Origin of the sequence: Enterobacter sp. ECC-019 (assembly GCF_043974075.1) — a bacterium.
Classification (GTDB): domain Bacteria; phylum Pseudomonadota; class Gammaproteobacteria; order Enterobacterales; family Enterobacteriaceae; genus Enterobacter; species Enterobacter asburiae_D.
In genome coordinates this window covers 62,422-79,155 of the sequence record NZ_CP143760.1, presented here as the reverse complement: position 1 = coordinate 79,155, position 16,734 = coordinate 62,422, and the positions used below count along the sequence as shown (strand labels likewise).

Annotated in this window: 19 protein-coding genes; all 19 read left to right on the top strand. The window is 52.2% G+C overall.

What is annotated here, in order from left to right:
• Positions 1-194 precede the first annotated feature (194 nt).
• The 19 genes from traV (at position 195) to V1566_RS23475 (ending at position 16,617) form a co-directional block, all read left to right on the top strand.
• Positions 195-764, top strand: coding sequence for a type IV conjugative transfer system lipoprotein TraV (gene traV, locus V1566_RS23565; RefSeq protein ID WP_395306052.1), 570 nt, complete (start codon positions 195-197; stop codon positions 762-764).
• A gap of 271 nt (positions 765-1,035) precedes the next feature.
• Entirely contained in the window at positions 1,036-1,287 is a 252-nt protein-coding gene (locus V1566_RS23560) for a hypothetical protein (RefSeq protein WP_395306133.1), read from the top strand.
• 128 nt (positions 1,288-1,415) lie between these two features.
• Complete coding sequence (gene traC, locus V1566_RS23555) at positions 1,416-4,055, top strand: type IV secretion system protein TraC (RefSeq protein WP_395306051.1); 2,640 nt, start codon at positions 1,416-1,418, stop codon at positions 4,053-4,055.
• Positions 4,055-4,432 carry a type-F conjugative transfer system protein TrbI gene (gene trbI, locus V1566_RS23550; protein ID WP_395306050.1) on the top strand — a complete coding sequence of 126 codons (378 nt, stop codon included), beginning with the start codon at positions 4,055-4,057 and terminating at the stop codon, positions 4,430-4,432. The genes traC and trbI overlap by 1 nt, the downstream gene beginning before the upstream one ends.
• Positions 4,429-5,058 carry a type-F conjugative transfer system protein TraW gene (gene traW, locus V1566_RS23545; RefSeq protein WP_395306049.1) on the top strand — a complete coding sequence of 210 codons (630 nt, stop codon included), beginning with the start codon at positions 4,429-4,431 and terminating at the stop codon, positions 5,056-5,058. Before trbI ends, traW begins: the two co-directional genes overlap by 4 nt.
• A 25-nt stretch (positions 5,059-5,083) precedes the next feature.
• Entirely contained in the window at positions 5,084-6,061 is a 978-nt protein-coding gene (gene traU, locus V1566_RS23540) for a conjugal transfer pilus assembly protein TraU (protein ID WP_395306132.1), read from the top strand.
• Positions 6,062-6,073: 12 nt separating this feature from the next.
• The gene (trbC, locus tag V1566_RS23535) at positions 6,074-6,697 is read left to right on the top strand and encodes a type-F conjugative transfer system pilin assembly protein TrbC (protein WP_395306048.1); all 624 of its coding nucleotides are present in this window, start codon (positions 6,074-6,076) and stop codon (positions 6,695-6,697) included.
• Positions 6,698-6,711: 14 nt separating this feature from the next.
• Positions 6,712-8,559, top strand: coding sequence for a type-F conjugative transfer system mating-pair stabilization protein TraN (gene traN, locus V1566_RS23530; protein WP_395306131.1), 1,848 nt, complete (start codon positions 6,712-6,714; stop codon positions 8,557-8,559).
• A gap of 13 nt (positions 8,560-8,572) precedes the next feature.
• Positions 8,573-8,833, top strand: coding sequence for a conjugal transfer protein TrbE (gene trbE, locus V1566_RS23525; RefSeq protein WP_395306047.1), 261 nt, complete (start codon positions 8,573-8,575; stop codon positions 8,831-8,833).
• Positions 8,830-9,162 (top strand): hypothetical protein, encoded by a 333-nt coding sequence (locus V1566_RS23520; protein ID WP_058842210.1) that lies wholly within the window; start codon positions 8,830-8,832, stop codon positions 9,160-9,162. Before trbE ends, V1566_RS23520 begins: the two co-directional genes overlap by 4 nt.
• A 9-nt stretch (positions 9,163-9,171) precedes the next feature.
• On the top strand, positions 9,172-9,921 hold the full coding sequence (gene traF / locus V1566_RS23515; RefSeq protein WP_395306046.1) for a type-F conjugative transfer system pilin assembly protein TraF: 750 nt from the start codon (positions 9,172-9,174) through the stop codon (positions 9,919-9,921).
• 10 nt (positions 9,922-9,931) lie between these two features.
• Positions 9,932-10,162, top strand: a complete 231-nt coding sequence (traQ, locus tag V1566_RS23510) for a type-F conjugative transfer system pilin chaperone TraQ (protein WP_395306045.1) — start codon at positions 9,932-9,934, stop codon at positions 10,160-10,162.
• Complete coding sequence (gene trbB / locus V1566_RS23505) at positions 10,155-10,715, top strand: type-F conjugative transfer system pilin assembly thiol-disulfide isomerase TrbB (protein WP_395306130.1); 561 nt, start codon at positions 10,155-10,157, stop codon at positions 10,713-10,715. Before traQ ends, trbB begins: the two co-directional genes overlap by 8 nt.
• The gene (locus V1566_RS23500) at positions 10,708-11,109 is read left to right on the top strand and encodes a hypothetical protein (protein WP_395306044.1); all 402 of its coding nucleotides are present in this window, start codon (positions 10,708-10,710) and stop codon (positions 11,107-11,109) included. The genes trbB and V1566_RS23500 overlap by 8 nt, the downstream gene beginning before the upstream one ends.
• Position 11,110: 1 nt before the next feature.
• Positions 11,111-11,314 carry a hypothetical protein gene (locus V1566_RS23495; protein WP_024908919.1) on the top strand — a complete coding sequence of 68 codons (204 nt, stop codon included), beginning with the start codon at positions 11,111-11,113 and terminating at the stop codon, positions 11,312-11,314.
• 3 nt (positions 11,315-11,317) lie between these two features.
• Positions 11,318-11,743, top strand: a complete 426-nt coding sequence (locus V1566_RS23490; protein ID WP_395306043.1) for an HNH endonuclease — start codon at positions 11,318-11,320, stop codon at positions 11,741-11,743.
• Positions 11,744-11,818: 75 nt separating this feature from the next.
• Positions 11,819-13,189: a conjugal transfer pilus assembly protein TraH gene (gene traH / locus V1566_RS23485; RefSeq protein WP_058842213.1), complete on the top strand. Its 1,371-nt coding sequence runs from the start codon at positions 11,819-11,821 to the stop codon at positions 13,187-13,189.
• Positions 13,189-16,011: a conjugal transfer mating-pair stabilization protein TraG gene (gene traG / locus V1566_RS23480; protein WP_395306042.1), complete on the top strand. Its 2,823-nt coding sequence runs from the start codon at positions 13,189-13,191 to the stop codon at positions 16,009-16,011. Before traH ends, traG begins: the two co-directional genes overlap by 1 nt.
• 15 nt (positions 16,012-16,026) lie before the next feature.
• The gene (locus V1566_RS23475) at positions 16,027-16,617 is read left to right on the top strand and encodes a hypothetical protein (protein ID WP_395306041.1); all 591 of its coding nucleotides are present in this window, start codon (positions 16,027-16,029) and stop codon (positions 16,615-16,617) included.
• The last annotated feature ends 117 nt before the right edge of the window (positions 16,618-16,734 follow it).

The following is a 16,734-nucleotide window of genomic DNA, read 5'->3' as shown; positions in this document are numbered from 1 at the left end:
CAGTCGGAGAGACAGGTGCCGGGAAAACCACATATATGTCGAATCTTATATTTGCAAAATCAGATGTTAGTCAGATTGGAAAAATATATGACGCGAGCAGTCCGGAGGAAAGAGAGAAATTAATCCAGTCAGTTGAGGCCAATACCGTATTCAGGATGAACCTGAAAAAGAACTGATAAAACGCGGAGAGTATTATGAAGGAATTAATTCTGTTAATTCCTCTGGGCAGCGCTTTGCTTTTAACCGGATGCGCAGGCACAGAGTCTGAATTTGAATGTAATGCCACAACATCGGATACCTGTATGACGATGGAGCAGGCAAATGAAAAAGCGAAAACGAAAGAGGAAAACAGTGAAGCAAAGCCGGTTGCGGCCGGGTTGCCACGACTGGCTGACGGTAATTTCAGAACGACGCCAGTTAATTCTTACCCGCTGCCATCACAGCCTAATTTGTCGCAGGTCAGAACGACGCCGGTTGTACCCGTAAAGAGGGACCCGTCATTACTCCTGAATAATACGGCGATGCCGAAGGCGCGGGGATATTCTCAGCCGTTAGTTACGCCGGTTATTCGTCCGGTGAGCGCCCCTGCATATACGTCACCCTCAACCGTACCGGGGCAATACCCCCGCCCCTTAAGGAGTGGGGAGCAGATCACTTCACTCTGGATTGCACCCTATGTGGATTCCGATGATGTCTATCACCAGCCTTCCACAGTGCTATTTGTCGTAACGCCATCGGCATGGGGTCAACCCCGTATTAATTAGTGCGCAGCGCCGTGGCAGGTGCTGATTCAGTATTACCGGTTTCAGAACGAGTGCCCTCTGCGTTGAAAGGGATGGGCGGTAGCGTGTTTATTATGTAAGTGGTTTCAGTTTATGGGGGGGATATGTATTTTTTAAAGTATTTGTATCTTCTGATGAGAGAAGATTCATCATATATCATTCTGAGTCTTGCTCTGTTTGGGGTGCTTCCAGCACTGTTGTTACCCAGTGTGTTGAAAATAAAAATAGTACGAAACGCAATCTATTGATCATTGTGGTATTGATTCTTTCAGTTGGTTCGCTTGACTTACTCAACCCTGAAAGTAAATACAAAGCGATATTAACTAATAAGGAGGACACTGAATATACATTACAACATTGCAAAATTTCGGCATTTAACGCGCAGCCAGAAAGACAATATACCAGAGCAAAAGATGCCTGGAGTTGTCCTGATGGCATCACCCGCTATCTGAGCGTTGAATACCGGGATAAGGGCATTCACAACCTTTCCGGTAAAAAGGAGTGAGGGAATGGAAAAATATCGTATTGAAAGGATGCCGGCTTTTCAGTGCATCCATCTGAACGCACAACGATGAATTCCACTAAGGATACTGAGTCTTCATTAAATCGTATGCATGAGCCAGGAGTGTACCCGTGAGTCCAAATCCCCTTGAGTCTGTAACAAAGGCGGTGAACAGCTTAGTCACCGCGCTGAAGCTGCCTGATGAATCTGCTGAAGCGAATAACATTCTGGCCAGCATGAACTTCCCTCAGTTCAGCCGCGTTCTGCCTTATAAAGATTATGACAGCGACACAGGGTTGTTTATCAATCAGAAATCGGTCGGCTTTCTTCTTGAGGCCCGGCCGCTCCCGGGCGCGAATGAACATATTGTCGGTTCGCTTGAGAACCTTCTGCGGACCAAGTTTCCCCGCAACGTGCCGGTGACGATTAACCTCGTCGCCAGCAAGCTGGTCGGCGGCGACATTGAATACGGTCTGCGCGAATTCAGCTGGAGCGGCCCGCAGGAGAAGAAATTTAACGCCATCACCCGGGCCTATTATCTTGCCGCTGCTGAAACGCATTTTGCCCTGCCGCCGTCAATGGATTTACCGTTAACGCTCCGGAACTACCGTGTGTTTATCTCCTGCAGTATTCCACGCAGGAAAAACTCAAACGCGCAAATCATCGAAGTGCAGAACCAGGTCAAAATCATTCGTGCCTCACTGCAGGGGGCGCAGATCCCGACGAAAACCCTGGACGAATCCGGCCTGGTGGAGCTGGTCAGTGAGCTGGTCAACCCTAATCCCGGGGAAATGTACAAAGTGCCGAAGAAGCTGGACCCTTACCAGGACCTGAACTACCAGTGCGTTGAAGACAGCTTCGATATGAAGGTGACGGCGAACTATCTCAGGATTGGCCTGTTGGATAAAAACGGTGTGGAGCAGCATACGCGGGTGACCAATTATCATCTGGCACGGGATCCGGAAATCGCCTTTCTGTGGACCAGCGCAGACAACTACGCCAATCTCCTGAACCCGGAGCTGTCCATTTCCTGCCCGTTTGTGCTGACCCTCACCATGATGGTTGAAGACCAGGTCAAGTCTCAGAACGAAGCCAACCTGAAATTCCTCGACCTTGAGAAAAAAAGTAAGACGTCCTACGCGAAATACTTCCCGTCAGTTGAGAAAGAGGTCAGGGAATGGGGGGATATTCGCAAACGTCTGTCATCCAATACCTCGTCTCTCGTTTCCTATTTTTTAAACGTCACGGTTTATTCCCCGGATGATGCGGAATCAGCTCTGGCCACGGAGCAGCAGGTGTTGAACAGTTTCCGTAAGGGAGGCTTCGAACTTATTGCTGCGCGCTATCAGCACCTGCGTAACTTCCTGGCTATTCTGCCCTTTAAGCCCGGGGATGGGGTGTTCAGCCAGCTGCGGGCAGCCGGGGCGGTGCGCCGTGCGGAAAGCTTTAATGTGGCGAACCTGATGCCGGTTGTGGCAGACAGCCCGCTTGCCCCCTCCGGGTTACTGGCCCCCACATACCGTAACCAGCTGGCCTTTATTGACCTGTTTTATACCGGCATGAATAACACCAACTTCAATATGGCGGTATGCGGAACCTCCGGTGCCGGTAAAACCGGGCTCATTCAGCCACTGATACGCAGCGTTATCGACGCCGGTGGGTACTCCTGGGTCTTTGATATGGGGGACGGGTACAAATCGCTGTGTGAAAACATGGGCGGCGTCTATCTCGATGGCGATACGCTCAAATTCAACCCGTTTGCTAACGTGCTGGATGAGAAGAACTTCGATGCTTCCGCCGAGCGTATCCGCGATCAGCTGTCCGTGATGGCCAGCCCGAACGGCAATCTGGATGAGGTCCATGAAGGGCTGCTGCTGCAGGCGGTCAAGGCCGCCTGGCTGTCCAAACATAATAAGGCCCGTATTGACGATGTGGTTGACTTCCTTCTGCAGTCAAAAGACAGCGCGGCGTATGCGGATTCACCCACGATCCGCAGCCGTCTGGACGAAATGATCATCCTGCTCGATCAGTACACCGTCAACGGGATTTACGGCAGTTACTTTAACTCTGATGAGCCGTCGCTCAATGACAGTGCCCGTATGGTGGTACTGGAGCTGGGGGGGCTGGAGTCCCGGCCGTCACTGCTGGTTGCGGTGATGTTCTCGCTGATTATCTACATTGAAAACCGGATGTACCAGACGCCGCGTAACCTCAAAAAACTCAACGTGATTGATGAAGGCTGGCGTCTGCTGGACTTCAAGAATGAGAAGGTCGGTACATTTATTGAGAAGGGCTACCGTACTGCCCGCCGCCATCTGGGATCGTATATCACCATTACCCAGAACATCGTCGATTTTGATTCCGATACGGCATCCAGCGCCGCGCGTGCCGCCTGGGGGAACTCCTCGTACAAAATCATTCTTAAACAGTCGGCGAAAGAATTTGCCAAGTACAACCAGCTTTACCCGGACCAGTTCACACCGCTTCAGCGCGACATGATAAACCGCTTTGGCTCGGCTAAGGACCAGTGGTTCTCCTCATTCATGCTGTCCGTGGAGGCTCATTCATCCTGGCATCGCCTGTTTGTCGATCCCCTCAGCCGCGCAATGTACTCCTCCAGCGGTGCTGACTTTGAATATATCACTCAGCGAAAACGCGCCGGCGTGAGTATCCATGATGCGGTTTATGAGCTGGCCTGCCGTAACTTCCCGCAGGAAATGGCGGAACTGGAGGCCCGGGTGGCCAGAGACAACGAAAGGAGTGACATCTGATGGACAAGAGCAAAAAAACTGCGCTGTTTTCCCGCCGGGTGCTGATCACCGGCGGTCTGGTCATCGCTATTCTGATGGCGAACGTCATCATCACCCGGGTCATGATGGCGCACAGCGTGCCCCGGGTGGTGGCGTTTGATATGAAGAAGACGCTCGATAGCTTTATGGACAGTGTCAGCCGCAAACAGCTGACAGAAAGCCAGTCGAAAGCGCTGTCAGAGCGCTTTAACGACGCGCTGGAAAAAAGCCTGGATGACTGGCAGCGCCGGAATCACGTTCTGATCCTGGTTGCTCCGGCCGTCGTCAACGGGGCGCCGGATATCACGCTCAGCATTCAGCGGGATATTGCGAAGCGGATGCAGGGAGACGCGAAATGAACATTCTCCCGGGGGCATGCCTTGCGGTATGCCTTCTCTCTCCGCTGGCCTACGCCGGGGACCTGGGAACCTGGGGCGACCTCTGGCCCATACAGGAACAGGATATGTTGTCCCTTATCACCAGTCGTCTCGATGCACTGGAGAAATCGGGCCGCTGGGGACAGGAGATGGAGGCCTTTAAGGCTCGCGTGATCACCAACAGCCAGCGTCCTGCTCCGGTAGAAGGGATAGTGAGAGCCGACCGGTATGAGCAACGCTGGTTTGACCCCAGTATCAGGCTGAGCGATGACCTGAAAGACCAGAACGGTGTCCTGTTCGCCCGCAAGGGGCAGGTCATCAACCCCCTGAAGACGGTCCCTTTCATGCAGACGCTGTACTTCATTGACGGGGATGACCCGGACCAGCTGGCCTGGATGAAGCGTCAGGTTCCGCAGACGTTAATCAGCAAGATAATCCTCGTGAAAGGAAGCGTGCCAGAGACCTCTGCCGCGCTGGACAGCCGGATTTACTTTGACCAGCAAGGTGTGCTGAGTCACCGGTTTGGGCTGACTAGGGTACCGGTGCGGATCACTCCGGCCCCCTCAGGTGAACGGCTGAATATCGAAACCTTCCCTCCCGTGCAATAAGGATGTTTCTGTGAAACGTATTGTGATGTTCATGGCGGTCTGTCTGCTGTGGGGACACAGCCTGAATGCCGCTGCCGATCCTTCCTGTGAGGGCCGGTTTGTTAATCCGATAAGCGATGTCTGCTGGAGCTGTATTTTCCCGCTATCCCTCGGCAGCGTGCAGGTGGGGCAAGGTGACCAGCCGGATACACCGAATCCCGGGAGTGCTATCCAGTATTGCCCGGCCCCGCCGCCTGTTTTTGTACGTATCGGCCTGGCGATGGGCTACTGGGAGCCAATGGCCCTGACGGACGTCAGCCGTTCACCGGGCTGCATGGTGAATCTGGGGGGCTTCAGCGTCAATCTCGGCAAGACCGGTATGGGAACGGCCAAAAAGGATGATAAGCAGGTCAATGGCGCGTTCTATCACGTCCACTGGTACAAATACCCGCTGACATACTGGCTAAATATCATCACCTCATCCGGCTGTCTGGAAGGCGGTGATATGGATATCGCCTATCTGTCGGAAATTGACCCGACCTGGGTGGACAGCAGTCTGACGACGATCCTGAACCCGGAGGCGGTGTTATTTGCTAACCCGTTAGCGCAGGGCGCCTGTGCGGCGGATGCGATTGCCAGCGCCTTCCACTTGCCGCTTGATCCACTGTTCTGGTGTGCCGGTTCGCAGGGGTCAATGTACCCCTTCAGCGGATGGGTAAGTAATGAGTCCAGCCCCCTGCAGTCCTCATTACTGCTGAGTGAGCGCATGGCCTACAAACTGCACCGTCAGGGGCAGATCATGGAAACGGTCGGAGCGGATACCGCAGTGTGTTACGAGTACCCGTCCCCCATTATTCCAAAGGAACGCTGGCGCTATCAGATGGTGAACATGTACCCGGACAGCGGGCGGTGTCATCCCCTCGGACGGAGCGTGATGCGCTGGGAAACGGGGCGAAACCCACCGAATACCCGCAAAAACTATGGCTATCTCATGTGGCGCAAACGTAACTGTGTATACCTCTGAAGGGAGTCTCCTGTGACACGACTGAATGCATTTATCCTCGCAACCTTACTGACCGGTACCGCCGCTGCAGGCACGCCGGGGAGTCCGGTAACCACTGACCAGGTATGGCTGAAGCAGCAGGAAAACTTCAGCGAACAGCTGCGTCAGCACCCTGACAGACAGCTGCAGCAGGAACTGGACGATCAGATTAGCCGTAACCCTCTGGCCGGTACTGACCGTCAGTACATCGATAATCTGGCCAGCCAGCAAAAAGCGGCTAACCAGGATAAGCCAGCAGAAGGCGCGTTGTACTTCGTGTCCTTCTCCATACCGGAGGAAGGGTTGAAGCGGATGCTGCATGAAACCGGCCAGTACGGGATTCCCGCTACGCTGCGGGGGCTGGTTAATAACGATATGAAAGCGACAACGGATGCGGTGATGAGACTGGTCCAGGACGGTGCAACACAGGGAGTGCAGATCGACCCGACGGTTTATACACAGTACAACATCCGCAGCGTGCCGGCTCTGGTGGTGCGCTGCCGGGCTGGCTTTGACGTGGTGCATGGCAATATTCGTCTGAAACAGGCGCTGGAGAAGGTGGCAGAGAAAGGGGACTGCGCGGAGATCGCCCGCCATCTGCTGGGAGGTGTGAAGTGAGGACACTGCCCGTCATTCTGTTTATCCACGGTGTTGTGCTCGGTGCCTTTATCTGGTTTACCGGACCCGCCCGCGCGGACAGCAGCACCGATTACAGGGCCGGTTCGGACTATGCGAAACAGGTCCAGGGCGGGGGAATCGATGCCCTGAAAAACTTTAACGGGACGCAAAACCTGCCGGGCTATACCAGCAATCCGGACCAGAAAAAATATTACGGTGGCGTGACGGCCAGCGGAGATAATGCGCTGAAAAATGATGCGTCCTCCCAGTGGGCCAGCAGTGAAGTGGGGCAGAGTATTACCGAATCGTTCAGTAACCGGCCACCCGACAGCATCTCCCAGGATACCCCGTTTATCCAGAGCGCGAAGGATATTGAATCAAAAGCGGACACCATTATCGGCAATACGGGACCGGCATGTCAGGCTCAAATCGTTAACCGGAGCCAGTTTACCAACGCGACCTGTGAACGCGACCTGCAGGTTGAGCAGTACTGCACGCGAACTGCAACAATATCGGGTCATTACGAAGATACGACCGAAATAAAACAGATGGTCATCGACTCATCATCCATCAAATTTGCGGCGGGGAATAATAGCTTTACGGGGGCGTTTAATTCAGCGCTGGGAGGGACGGTTATAACCACCAGTGCGACATATTCATGGAACAAGAGACTGGCGTTTAGTAACCCTAACTGGTTTATGCGTGTGACAACGCCATTTGGCCTTATTTCAATGGACAACAGTGAAGGGAGTGTATCACTGGGGACCGGCATGCAAATAAGTGCAGGTCAGATACTGAGTTTTTCAATAAGAACAAGACGCAATAATCCTGCTGCAGCTTCTACCTGGTATCAGCAGAATATGAGATACCGGTTTACGATTACAGTGACAGTGCAGGTACCATCCAGAAAATGGGTGCCGGATGTGAACTGGGTTGAATACTGCCCGTTCAGCAAGGCCGAAGGCAGGCAGACGACCACGGAATGCATCGAGCCTGGCGGAAACCGAACGGTTAATCAGGACGGTAACGCCTATCAGGTCTACCAGGCCTGCTGGAAGTTTCGCGACACCTATATCACACAGCCTTCCGACTACGGTTCCTGTCAGGCGCTGATGGATAACCACAGCTGCACGCTTGCCTCCCGCCAGTGTGCCTTTACCGCCAGTGACGGAACCTGTCTTCATGAATATGCCACTTACTCCTGTGAAACCCGGACAACCGGCAAACAGATGATCTGCGGCGGGGATGTTTTCTGCCTCGACGGAGAATGTGATAAAGCTGCCAGCGGGAAGAACAATGATTTTGGCCAGTCTGTAGCCGCGCTGGCGGCTCTTGCTGCAGCCGGCAAGGACGTGGCAGCCCTTAATGGCGTGGATGTGAGAGCGTTTACCGGGAAAGCGAAGTTCTGTAAGAAGTTCGCCGCCGGTTTCAGCAACTGCTGTAAAGACAGCGGCTGGGGTCAGGATGCGGGACTGGCGAGCTGCAGCAGCGATGAAAAAGCGCTGGCCAAAGCGAAGGCGGACAAACTGACGGTCAGCGTAGGGGAGTTCTGCTCCAAATCGGTGCTGGGTGTGTGTCTTGAGAAGAAACGTGGCTACTGCCAGTTTGACTCAAAACTGGCACAGATTGTTCAGCAGCAGGGGCGAAACGGACAGTTGCATATCAGTTTTGGTGACGCCAGCAGCCCGGATTGTCGCGGGATCACCGTTAATGAACTTCAGCAAATTAATTTTCGCGCCCTCGATTTTACCAACTTCATGGATGACCTGATGAAGAATCAAAAAATCCCGGGTAATGATGTGCTCACTAACCAGACGAAAGATCGTATTAAAGAAATTATGAGTCGTCAGACGTCGAAATAAATAAGAGGCAAGTATGAAACCACAATTTTCTTCAAACCGTGTTGCGGATTTTGTGATCAGATTATGTATCACGCTTATTGTTTCCGCCCCGGTAATAATCTGGACATGGGATACGGTTAAAGAAACGTCCGGCAGTGATGTTATTGCTGCTTCATTGTACATCCTTGTTTTTTGTGCACTCTGGATCCTCTCTTATTTTTTCTTTTCTTCTCTCAGTGAAGTGCTGAGTCCGGGTAATAAAAACAGCAGAAAAGAAAACGAGGAAAATAAATGAGAGAGGAAAATTCCAAATGGCTGGCTGTCGCGCTGGTCGCTGTTTTCATCCTGTTTATGACGGGTATGATGTGTTTCGGGTTAGTGAGGGATAAGCAGGAATCGCATTTTAACGCCACCAACGCGTTCTATGGCGTGCATTGCGAAAACGCCTCCGGTAAGGCCTGGATAATAAAAAACGATGTTCGTGAAGATTTGATATTCAGACAATATGCCGTGTTCTGCGACGGAACCGGCTTCTCAGGTAAGCAATCAGAAACAGGTGAGAAAATCCGGCTGGATAAAGACGCCGTCTACCAGTTTCTTTCAGGAAATAAACCTCAGAAATAAAGGTGTCTCATGAAAATGAAACGGCTGGTACTGCTGCCCGCTGTGCTGTGTTGCGCCGTCATGTCAGCTCAGGGAAAAGATGCCGGGTGGCAGTGGTATAACGATCCGGTACAAACACCGGATCCCGACCCGGATACTTCACCACCACCGCCCCGGGAAATGGATATTTTACAGAAGCAGGCGGCCCTGCAGCAGGAAACTAAAAAGGCATTAGCCGAAGCTATTATGTATCCCTCAGTACCGGCGTTTGTGAAGTATTTCCGCCTGCAGAATTACTGGACACAGCAGGCTGGCTTATTTTCGATGAGTGCGAAGAAAGCCTTCCTTGAGCATCCTGAACTCGATTACAACCTGCAGTTCAGTCATTACAACGGCACGGTAAAAAACCAGCTCGCGGCGGACTATGCCGAGCAGCGTAAGGCAATTTCTGAGATCGCCCGGCATTTCGGGGTGATGTTCTTTTACCGGGGCCGCGACCCGATTGACGGGCAACTGGTTCAGGTCCTGAGTAATTTCCGTGATACCTACCGGCTGAGCGTGATCCCCGTCTCGGTTGACGGCGTGGTGAACCCGTTACTGCCGGATTCCCGTGTTGACCAGGGCCAGGCGGAACAGCTCGGGGTGAAATACTTCCCGGCCATGATGCTGGTCGACCCGAAAAGCGGGCAGGTCAGACCCCTCAGCTACGGCTTTATCAGCCAGGACGACCTGGCGAAGCAGTTTCTTTATGTTTCCAGCGACTTTAAACCCAATTTCTGAGGAGCGCACGATGCGTAAATTCCGCATACCGGATCTGGATATCACGGGGACGTGGGTGGTGGCTGTCGGCGTGTTTTTCCATCTCATCGCGCGCCTGGTGCGCAGACAACCTGAGATGGCCGTTCAGCTGGGGGAGATATTTGGTATCGCCATGATGATATTTGGTGGCTATCGGATCATTAACGTTTTAATCGAGGAAGCCGAAAAAGAGGAGAAAGACCGTGAAAACCACCCTGAATAAGGCATGGCGCAGGCGCTTTACGTCATTTTCGCTTGCCGCGCTGCTGTGTTCAGCCGCCCACGCCAGTACCCTGGATGAGGTGAAATCGCTGTATAACCCGAAAGGTCTGACGGAAGAAACCGCCGGGCAGACGCCGGCAACCGTCCCCGCACCCGTCAGTCATGCTGCAGCACCGGTCTGGTTTCGTCTCAGCAACGGCAGACAGGTCAATCTGGCGGACTGGAAGGTGGTGCTGTTCATGCAGGGGCACTGTCCGTACTGCCATCAGTTTGACCCGATCCTGAAGGAACTGTCCGCGCAGCACGGCTTTTCTGTCTTTTCATACACCATTGACGGGCAGGGTGACCCGGCGTTCCCGGAGGCCCTTCCCGCACCGCCGGATGTCATGAAGACTTTTTTCCCGAACATCCCGGTGGCCACACCCACCACGTTTTTAGTGAATGTGAACACGCTCGATGCCTTCCCGATCCTGCAGGGGGCCACTGACGCACAGGGCTTCATGGCCCGGCTGGATACGTTGTTTCAGATGATGGAGAAACCGCAACATGAATAGTTACAGCAAACCCTGCCCGGAGGATTATGCCGCCGCGAAAGCATACCTGCACTCCCGGAAACACCGCGAACAGGAAAAGCTCGATTTCTGCTTTTACTGGTTTCTTGTCTGTGGCGTATCCGGTTTGCTTCTGTGGTGGGGAACCCACCACTGGTTTGATCTGGTGACGCAAACCATGGGGCCTGAAGATCTGACCGGCCGGGCAAAGGCTGTGGTGAACCAGTGGAATGTTCTGATGTATTTCGTGCCCTGCATCTTTTTCGCGCTCTCAGCCGGGTGCTGTGTGGTGTGGGTTTCCGGCGTTGTCCTGAGTGAATTGCTTTACCGGTGCGACCTCCTGCTTTTGCACCGTCAGTTAAAAAAACCGTGTGCCACTGCCGGGAAAGGAGAGTGAAATGTCAAAATCGCCAATGAAATATATGGTTCGCGCGTGGAACAAAGAGCTGAAAAATCCGGCATGGGAAATGGGTAACCGCAGGCATCGAAAAGCATGCGCCCGTGACTGGGCGGGTGCCAGCATTGAAGTGGACGGTGACATTCAGGATCAGGCCGAGGCTGATGATCGCCTTGAGGAAGAATTAAGGGACTGGAGGGACTAGCACATGACTTCCATTACCAGAAAGCAGCGTGCAGAGCTGCGCATGAAGTTTGGTGGCCGCTGTGCTTACTGTGGTAATCCGTTGCCGGAAAAAGGATGGCACGCCGATCACGTCGAGGCGGTTCTTCGTAAATCAGAGCAGTGCATGAAGGCGGCAGCAAAAGGCATGTTCAGGCTTAAATCGACAGGTGAAGTATTCAGGCCTGAAGCCGACTGTCTGGAGAACCTCTTTCCGGCATGTGCGCCGTGCAATCTTCTCAAAACATCCTACTCACTCGAAATGTTCAGGAAGCAGGTTTCACTGCAGGTTGAGAGAGCCCGTAAGAGCAGCATGAATTTCCGCACGGCAGAGCGTTTCGAGCTGCTTGAAGTCGTCGAAAGGCCAGTTGTGTTCTGGTTTGAACGGTATCAGAAAGGCGCGACATCATGAGCACTATGACCAGAGAATTCACCCAGGCGCAGTCAATTGCGGTGGTACCTGAATGCGCTGATAAAGGAGAGACCCATGCGCGTCCGTAAACCTTTATCCGTGTTGTGCAGCCTCTTTCTGGGGCTGTCGTTTGCTGCTGCCGCCGATGTTAACGGGGATATGAATAACTTCTTCGATAAGCTCGGGTTTGCCTCAAACACATCTCAGCCACAGGTCTGGCAGGGGCAGGCGGCCGGGTATGCTTCTGGCGGCTCGCTCTACGCGAGAACCCAGGTCAAAACCATTCAGCTGATCAGCATGACCCTGCCGGACATTAATGCCGGTTGCGGAGGGATTGACGCCTACCTCGGCTCGTTCAGCTTCATCAACAGCGACCAGCTGCAGCGCTTTGCCAAGCAAATCATGAGTAACGCCTCAGGATACTTTTTCGACCTTGCACTGCAGACGACGGTACCGGAAATCAAAACGGCCAAAGACTTCCTGCAAAAGATGGCCAGCGATATTAATAGCACCAACCTCAGCTCGTGTCAGGCTGCGCAGGGAATTGTTGGTGGCCTGTTCCCGCGGACACAGGTGGCTCAGCAAAAGGTCTGTCAGGATATTGCCGGTGAAAGCAACATTTTCTCTGACTGGGCGGCCTCCAGGCAAGGGTGCACCGTGGGGGGCCAGCTGGACAGCGTGCAGGATAAAGCCAGCGATAAGGATAAAGAGCGCGTGATGAAAAACATCAACATCATGTGGAACGGCCTTTCAAAGAACAGGTTGTTTGACGGCAATAAGGAGCTGAAAGAGTTCATTATGACCCTGACCGGGACGCTCATTTTTGGTGAAAATGGCGAGATTACGCCGCTGCCGGCACGTACCACCGACCAGGATTTGATCAAAGCGATGATGGAAGGGGGCAGCGCCAAAATCTATCACTGCAACGATGCGGATAAGTGCCTCAAGGTCGTGGCGGATGCGACCGTTACCATCACCGCTGACAAGGGCCTCAAGAACCAGATTGCGAAACTGTTAAACAGTATCCAGAACAAGGCGGTGGCCGACCAGGCACTGACGGATCAGGAAAAGGGATTTATCTCCAGCACCACAATCCCTGTCTTTAAATACCTGGTTGATCCGCAGATGCTCGGGGTTTCTAACTCACTGCTTTATCAGCTGACGGATTACATCGGCTACGACATTTTGCTGCAGTACATCCAGGAGCTTATCCAGCAGGCACGGGCGATGATGGCCACGGGTAACTATCCGCAGGCCACCATGGACATGATCCTGCAGAACCTTGACCAGGCCACCCGACAAATCGCTACGTTCCAGGCGCGCGTTCAGGTCCAGCAGGACGCATTACTGGTGGTTGACCGCCAGATGAGCTACATGCGCCAGCAGGTGTCCGCAAGGATGATGACCCGCTATCAGAATAACTACCATTTTGCAGGAGGTATGTGATGCTGGAAGTTTACGTTGTTGCCGGAGGTGACTGGTACCGGCACGTCCTTAACGCGGTTGCTGCGTTTATGCAGACGGATAACTGGAGAATCATCGAGAGGATGTGTGTCGCATTCTCCGTGCTGATTGTCGCGGGAAGCTGGATTAAAAAACACAGCGTCATGGACCTGTTGGGCTGGGTCTTCTCGCTGACCCTGGTATCCATGCTGATAGTGATAAAAACATCGGTCCAGATTATCGATTATTCCGAGCCGTCAGCGGTTTACGAGGTGGATAATGTGCCAATTGGCCTCGCTATCCCGGCTTCGCTGACCACGCGGATAGGGAATGCACTGGTGCAGAGCTTTGAAATGGTCATGACGCTGCCGGACAGCGCCGTGTACAGCAAAACAGGGATGCTCTTTGGCAGCAATCTCGTGGCGAAAAGTACCGACTTTATGTCGCAGAACCCGGAAATTGTGTCGGTCTTCTCGGACTACGTTCAGAACTGCGTGATTGGGGATATGCTGCTCAATCAGAAATATTCCTTTGAAGACCTGATGCATTCCACCGACCCGTACACGCTGATTTTCTCCAACCCGAGCCCGCTGAGGGGCGTGTTTGACAGGAATAACCAGTTTAAAACTTGTCTGGAGACGTCGGTGACACTGAAAGCCGCGCTGGCGCTGGATACGCAGACGGGAGGCAAAACCTGGAGTTATTATACCCGCCAGATATTCGGCGGGCGGCCAAACCCGGATGTGCTGATGTCTACATTGCTGGGTGACAGTTATCAGACGTTCTATAACAACAGCCAGTCAGCAAGCCAAATCATCCGCCAGAACATCACCCTGAACGCGCTGAGAAGCGGAATACAGAGCTATGCCTCCCGCAGTGATGACACCGCGAGCCTGATCAACATTGCTACGACATCCTCTCTGGAGAAGCAGCGTCTCGCGCAGGCATCCATGGGGCAGCAGGCACTGAGAACGCTGCCGATGATGCAGACCGTCATTCTCGGCATGATGATAGGGATGTTCCCGATCATCGTCATCTCCGCCATGTTTAACATGCTGACTATGCAGGTGCTGAAAGGGTATGTTGTGGCCCTGATGTGGCTGCAGTGCTGGCCGATCCTTTACGCCATTCTGAACAGTGCCATGGTGTTTTACGCCACCAAAAACGCCACACCGGTTGTGCTGTCCGAGATGTCCCAGGTCCAGCTGCGTAATTCTGATATCGGGACCACGGCGGGGTATATCTCGCTGATGATCCCGGGACTGGCCTGGATGATGATTAAAAGCGTGGGGGCGGGCTTCTCCAATATTTACAGCCATTTTGCATCGTCCGGCCTCAGTTCAACCTCGCAGGCGGCGTCCGGTGTTGTTGACGGAAACTACTCTTACGCCAACATGCAGACGGACAACGTCAGTGGTAACAGCTGGAACACGAACAGCACAACCGCATTTGGTCAGATGACCCGACAGCTGGCAAACGGCGGGACGGGAACCCAGACCCGGGATGGCTCGATGGTCTGGGATACGAGTGGCGCCATGTCGAAACTCCCGGTCGATATCAACGTCGGCCGCCAGATTGCCAGTGCGCAGCAGCAGATGGCCAGAGAGTCGGAAGTGCAGGCTGACAGCGCCATGCACGGGTATAACAACAGCGTGACCAGCGCCTGGAACACGCTGAAGCAGTTTGGAACCAATATGGGCACCAGCTCCTCGATGACGACGGGGGCTGACAGAACGGAATCATCCCAGGACACGATGGCCAGAAGCAAAATGATGAATGCTGTTGATTCTTACTCGAAAGCCAATCATATAAGTCGAGATGAAGCATTTAGTCAGTTAATGGATAAATCAGTAAAAGGTGCGGTCTCTGGCGAAATGTATGGAAGTGCACGAGTTGACGGCGGTTTGGAAATATTTGGTAATGGAGGACATGTAGAAGGCGGTGGTCGAGTATCGATTAGTGGTACGGCTAGTTCAGGTTCGCAAGACAATACGAGTGAATCAGGCCGTCATTCTAATACCAATAACCACGATATCAACAGCCAGGCGGTTAAAGACTTCAGGGAAGGCTCCGATTACTTAACCAGTCGTAAAACAACGACATCCGGGAATATTACAGATAATAATGCGTCTTCGCGTGTTGACCAGTTTGCCGCCTCTCTGTCCAGCGCGAAAAACAGCTATGACCAGTATACGAGCAGCAAAACCCGGAGTCATGAATACAGCGAGATGGCATCACGCACTGAAAGTATGAACGGGCAAATGAGTGAAAACCTGACGCAGCAGTTCGCGAACTTTGTCCACAGACAGGCACCGCAGAATGCCGAAGCTATTCTGACCGACACCAGTTCTCCGGAAATTGCAGCACAGCGTGAGGCGCTTGCGAGAGAGTTCGTGAAGATTCAGGTTGAACCTAAAGTAGACGGGGCATTCCAGGATGCCCGGGGTTCGATTGGGCAGGATATGGGCGGTGTTTCAACGGGGGGAGGCCGTAACGACGTTGTTTCTGACTTCGGACAACATGCAGGGAGCATTGATAACATGACTGCAGGTGCAGGTATTAAGCAGGACGTGAATAGCAGCGTCGGGAATCTGGCGTCAGAAAACAGACAGGCTAATCAACACGCACGTCAGAGTATAAACAGTCAGGAGCAAGATGTTCAAAAACAACATACAGAGCTGCAAAACAACCACATCTCAGAAGGAAATAAAATAGATAAGGAATACAATAACAAGACAGGAGAGCAGAAAGCTCTTCCAGGTGCAGACACAAGAGATGAACTCTTAAAGAAAGCGAAAGACTTCGAGAATAAACATAACAAATAGTGTGATGGAGGGGGTATGAATAAAATGGTAGCACTGCTGATCCTGCAGGTCTTATCTTGTGTCTTAGCTGACTGGGAACCCTCTGTAACAATTTTTGTAACAATCACATTATCATTTTGGTTTTCGATTTTTGGCTATGTTTTCTGGAAGATTAGAAGGAAGAACCTTCCTAAGATTGTTAACGACAAGCTATATCTATGTTTGATTGTTATCTGTATAAGCGCGTTTCTGAGTCCAATTGCATGCCTTTTTCTCAACGTATTGTATCCGTTGCTTGTGATGAATAAATCGTTTCGGTTTGTTTTATTTCATAAGTCCGTCATGGGAAAAAAATTCGATACGAATGTATATAGAGGTGCAATGACGCAAACATCCATTACTAATCAAGTAAGTATTATTGAGCATCAATTTAATTCACTTGAGCCGAACAATATGATTGATTCATCTCACTTTATAAATGATGGTGGCGATGCCTATAATGAATCTGGATGGCAAAAGGATAACATTTCGATAATATCTTCGGATATAAATCCAGCAAGCGGGCTTCCTATGGTAGGAAATGTTGATGTCACTGGCAATCCTTATGGTATTGATCGCCGTGATTAAATCCCACTATTATTGGTGGTGGTTTTTTATATAATTACGGTTTGTTTTTGATATATTGTTACTACGCACTCATATAATCAATATTGAGTGCGCCCACCTTTATTGATGAGTACAAGG

Excerpts from the sequence above, each read along its gene's own strand:
- traG (WP_395306042.1), top strand. The coding sequence starts at position 13,189 with ATGCTGGAAGTTTACGTTGTTGCCGGAGGTGACTGGTACCGGCACGTC.
- trbI (WP_395306050.1), top strand. The coding sequence starts at position 4,055 with ATGGACAAGAGCAAAAAAACTGCGCTGTTTTCCCGCCGGGTGCTGATC.
- traV (WP_395306052.1), top strand. The coding sequence starts at position 195 with ATGAAGGAATTAATTCTGTTAATTCCTCTGGGCAGCGCTTTGCTTTTA.
- V1566_RS23495 (WP_024908919.1), top strand. The coding sequence starts at position 11,111 with ATGTCAAAATCGCCAATGAAATATATGGTTCGCGCGTGGAACAAAGAG.
- V1566_RS23520 (WP_058842210.1), top strand. The coding sequence starts at position 8,830 with ATGAGAGAGGAAAATTCCAAATGGCTGGCTGTCGCGCTGGTCGCTGTT.
- traF (WP_395306046.1), top strand. The coding sequence starts at position 9,172 with ATGAAAATGAAACGGCTGGTACTGCTGCCCGCTGTGCTGTGTTGCGCC.
- traH (WP_058842213.1), top strand. The coding sequence starts at position 11,819 with ATGCGCGTCCGTAAACCTTTATCCGTGTTGTGCAGCCTCTTTCTGGGG.
- traQ (WP_395306045.1), top strand. The coding sequence starts at position 9,932 with ATGCGTAAATTCCGCATACCGGATCTGGATATCACGGGGACGTGGGTG.
- traW (WP_395306049.1), top strand. The coding sequence starts at position 4,429 with ATGAACATTCTCCCGGGGGCATGCCTTGCGGTATGCCTTCTCTCTCCG.
- trbE (WP_395306047.1), top strand. The coding sequence starts at position 8,573 with ATGAAACCACAATTTTCTTCAAACCGTGTTGCGGATTTTGTGATCAGA.
- V1566_RS23500 (WP_395306044.1), top strand. The coding sequence starts at position 10,708 with ATGAATAGTTACAGCAAACCCTGCCCGGAGGATTATGCCGCCGCGAAA.
- traU (WP_395306132.1), top strand. The coding sequence starts at position 5,084 with ATGTTCATGGCGGTCTGTCTGCTGTGGGGACACAGCCTGAATGCCGCT.
- V1566_RS23475 (WP_395306041.1), top strand. The coding sequence starts at position 16,027 with ATGAATAAAATGGTAGCACTGCTGATCCTGCAGGTCTTATCTTGTGTC.
- V1566_RS23490 (WP_395306043.1), top strand. The coding sequence starts at position 11,318 with ATGACTTCCATTACCAGAAAGCAGCGTGCAGAGCTGCGCATGAAGTTT.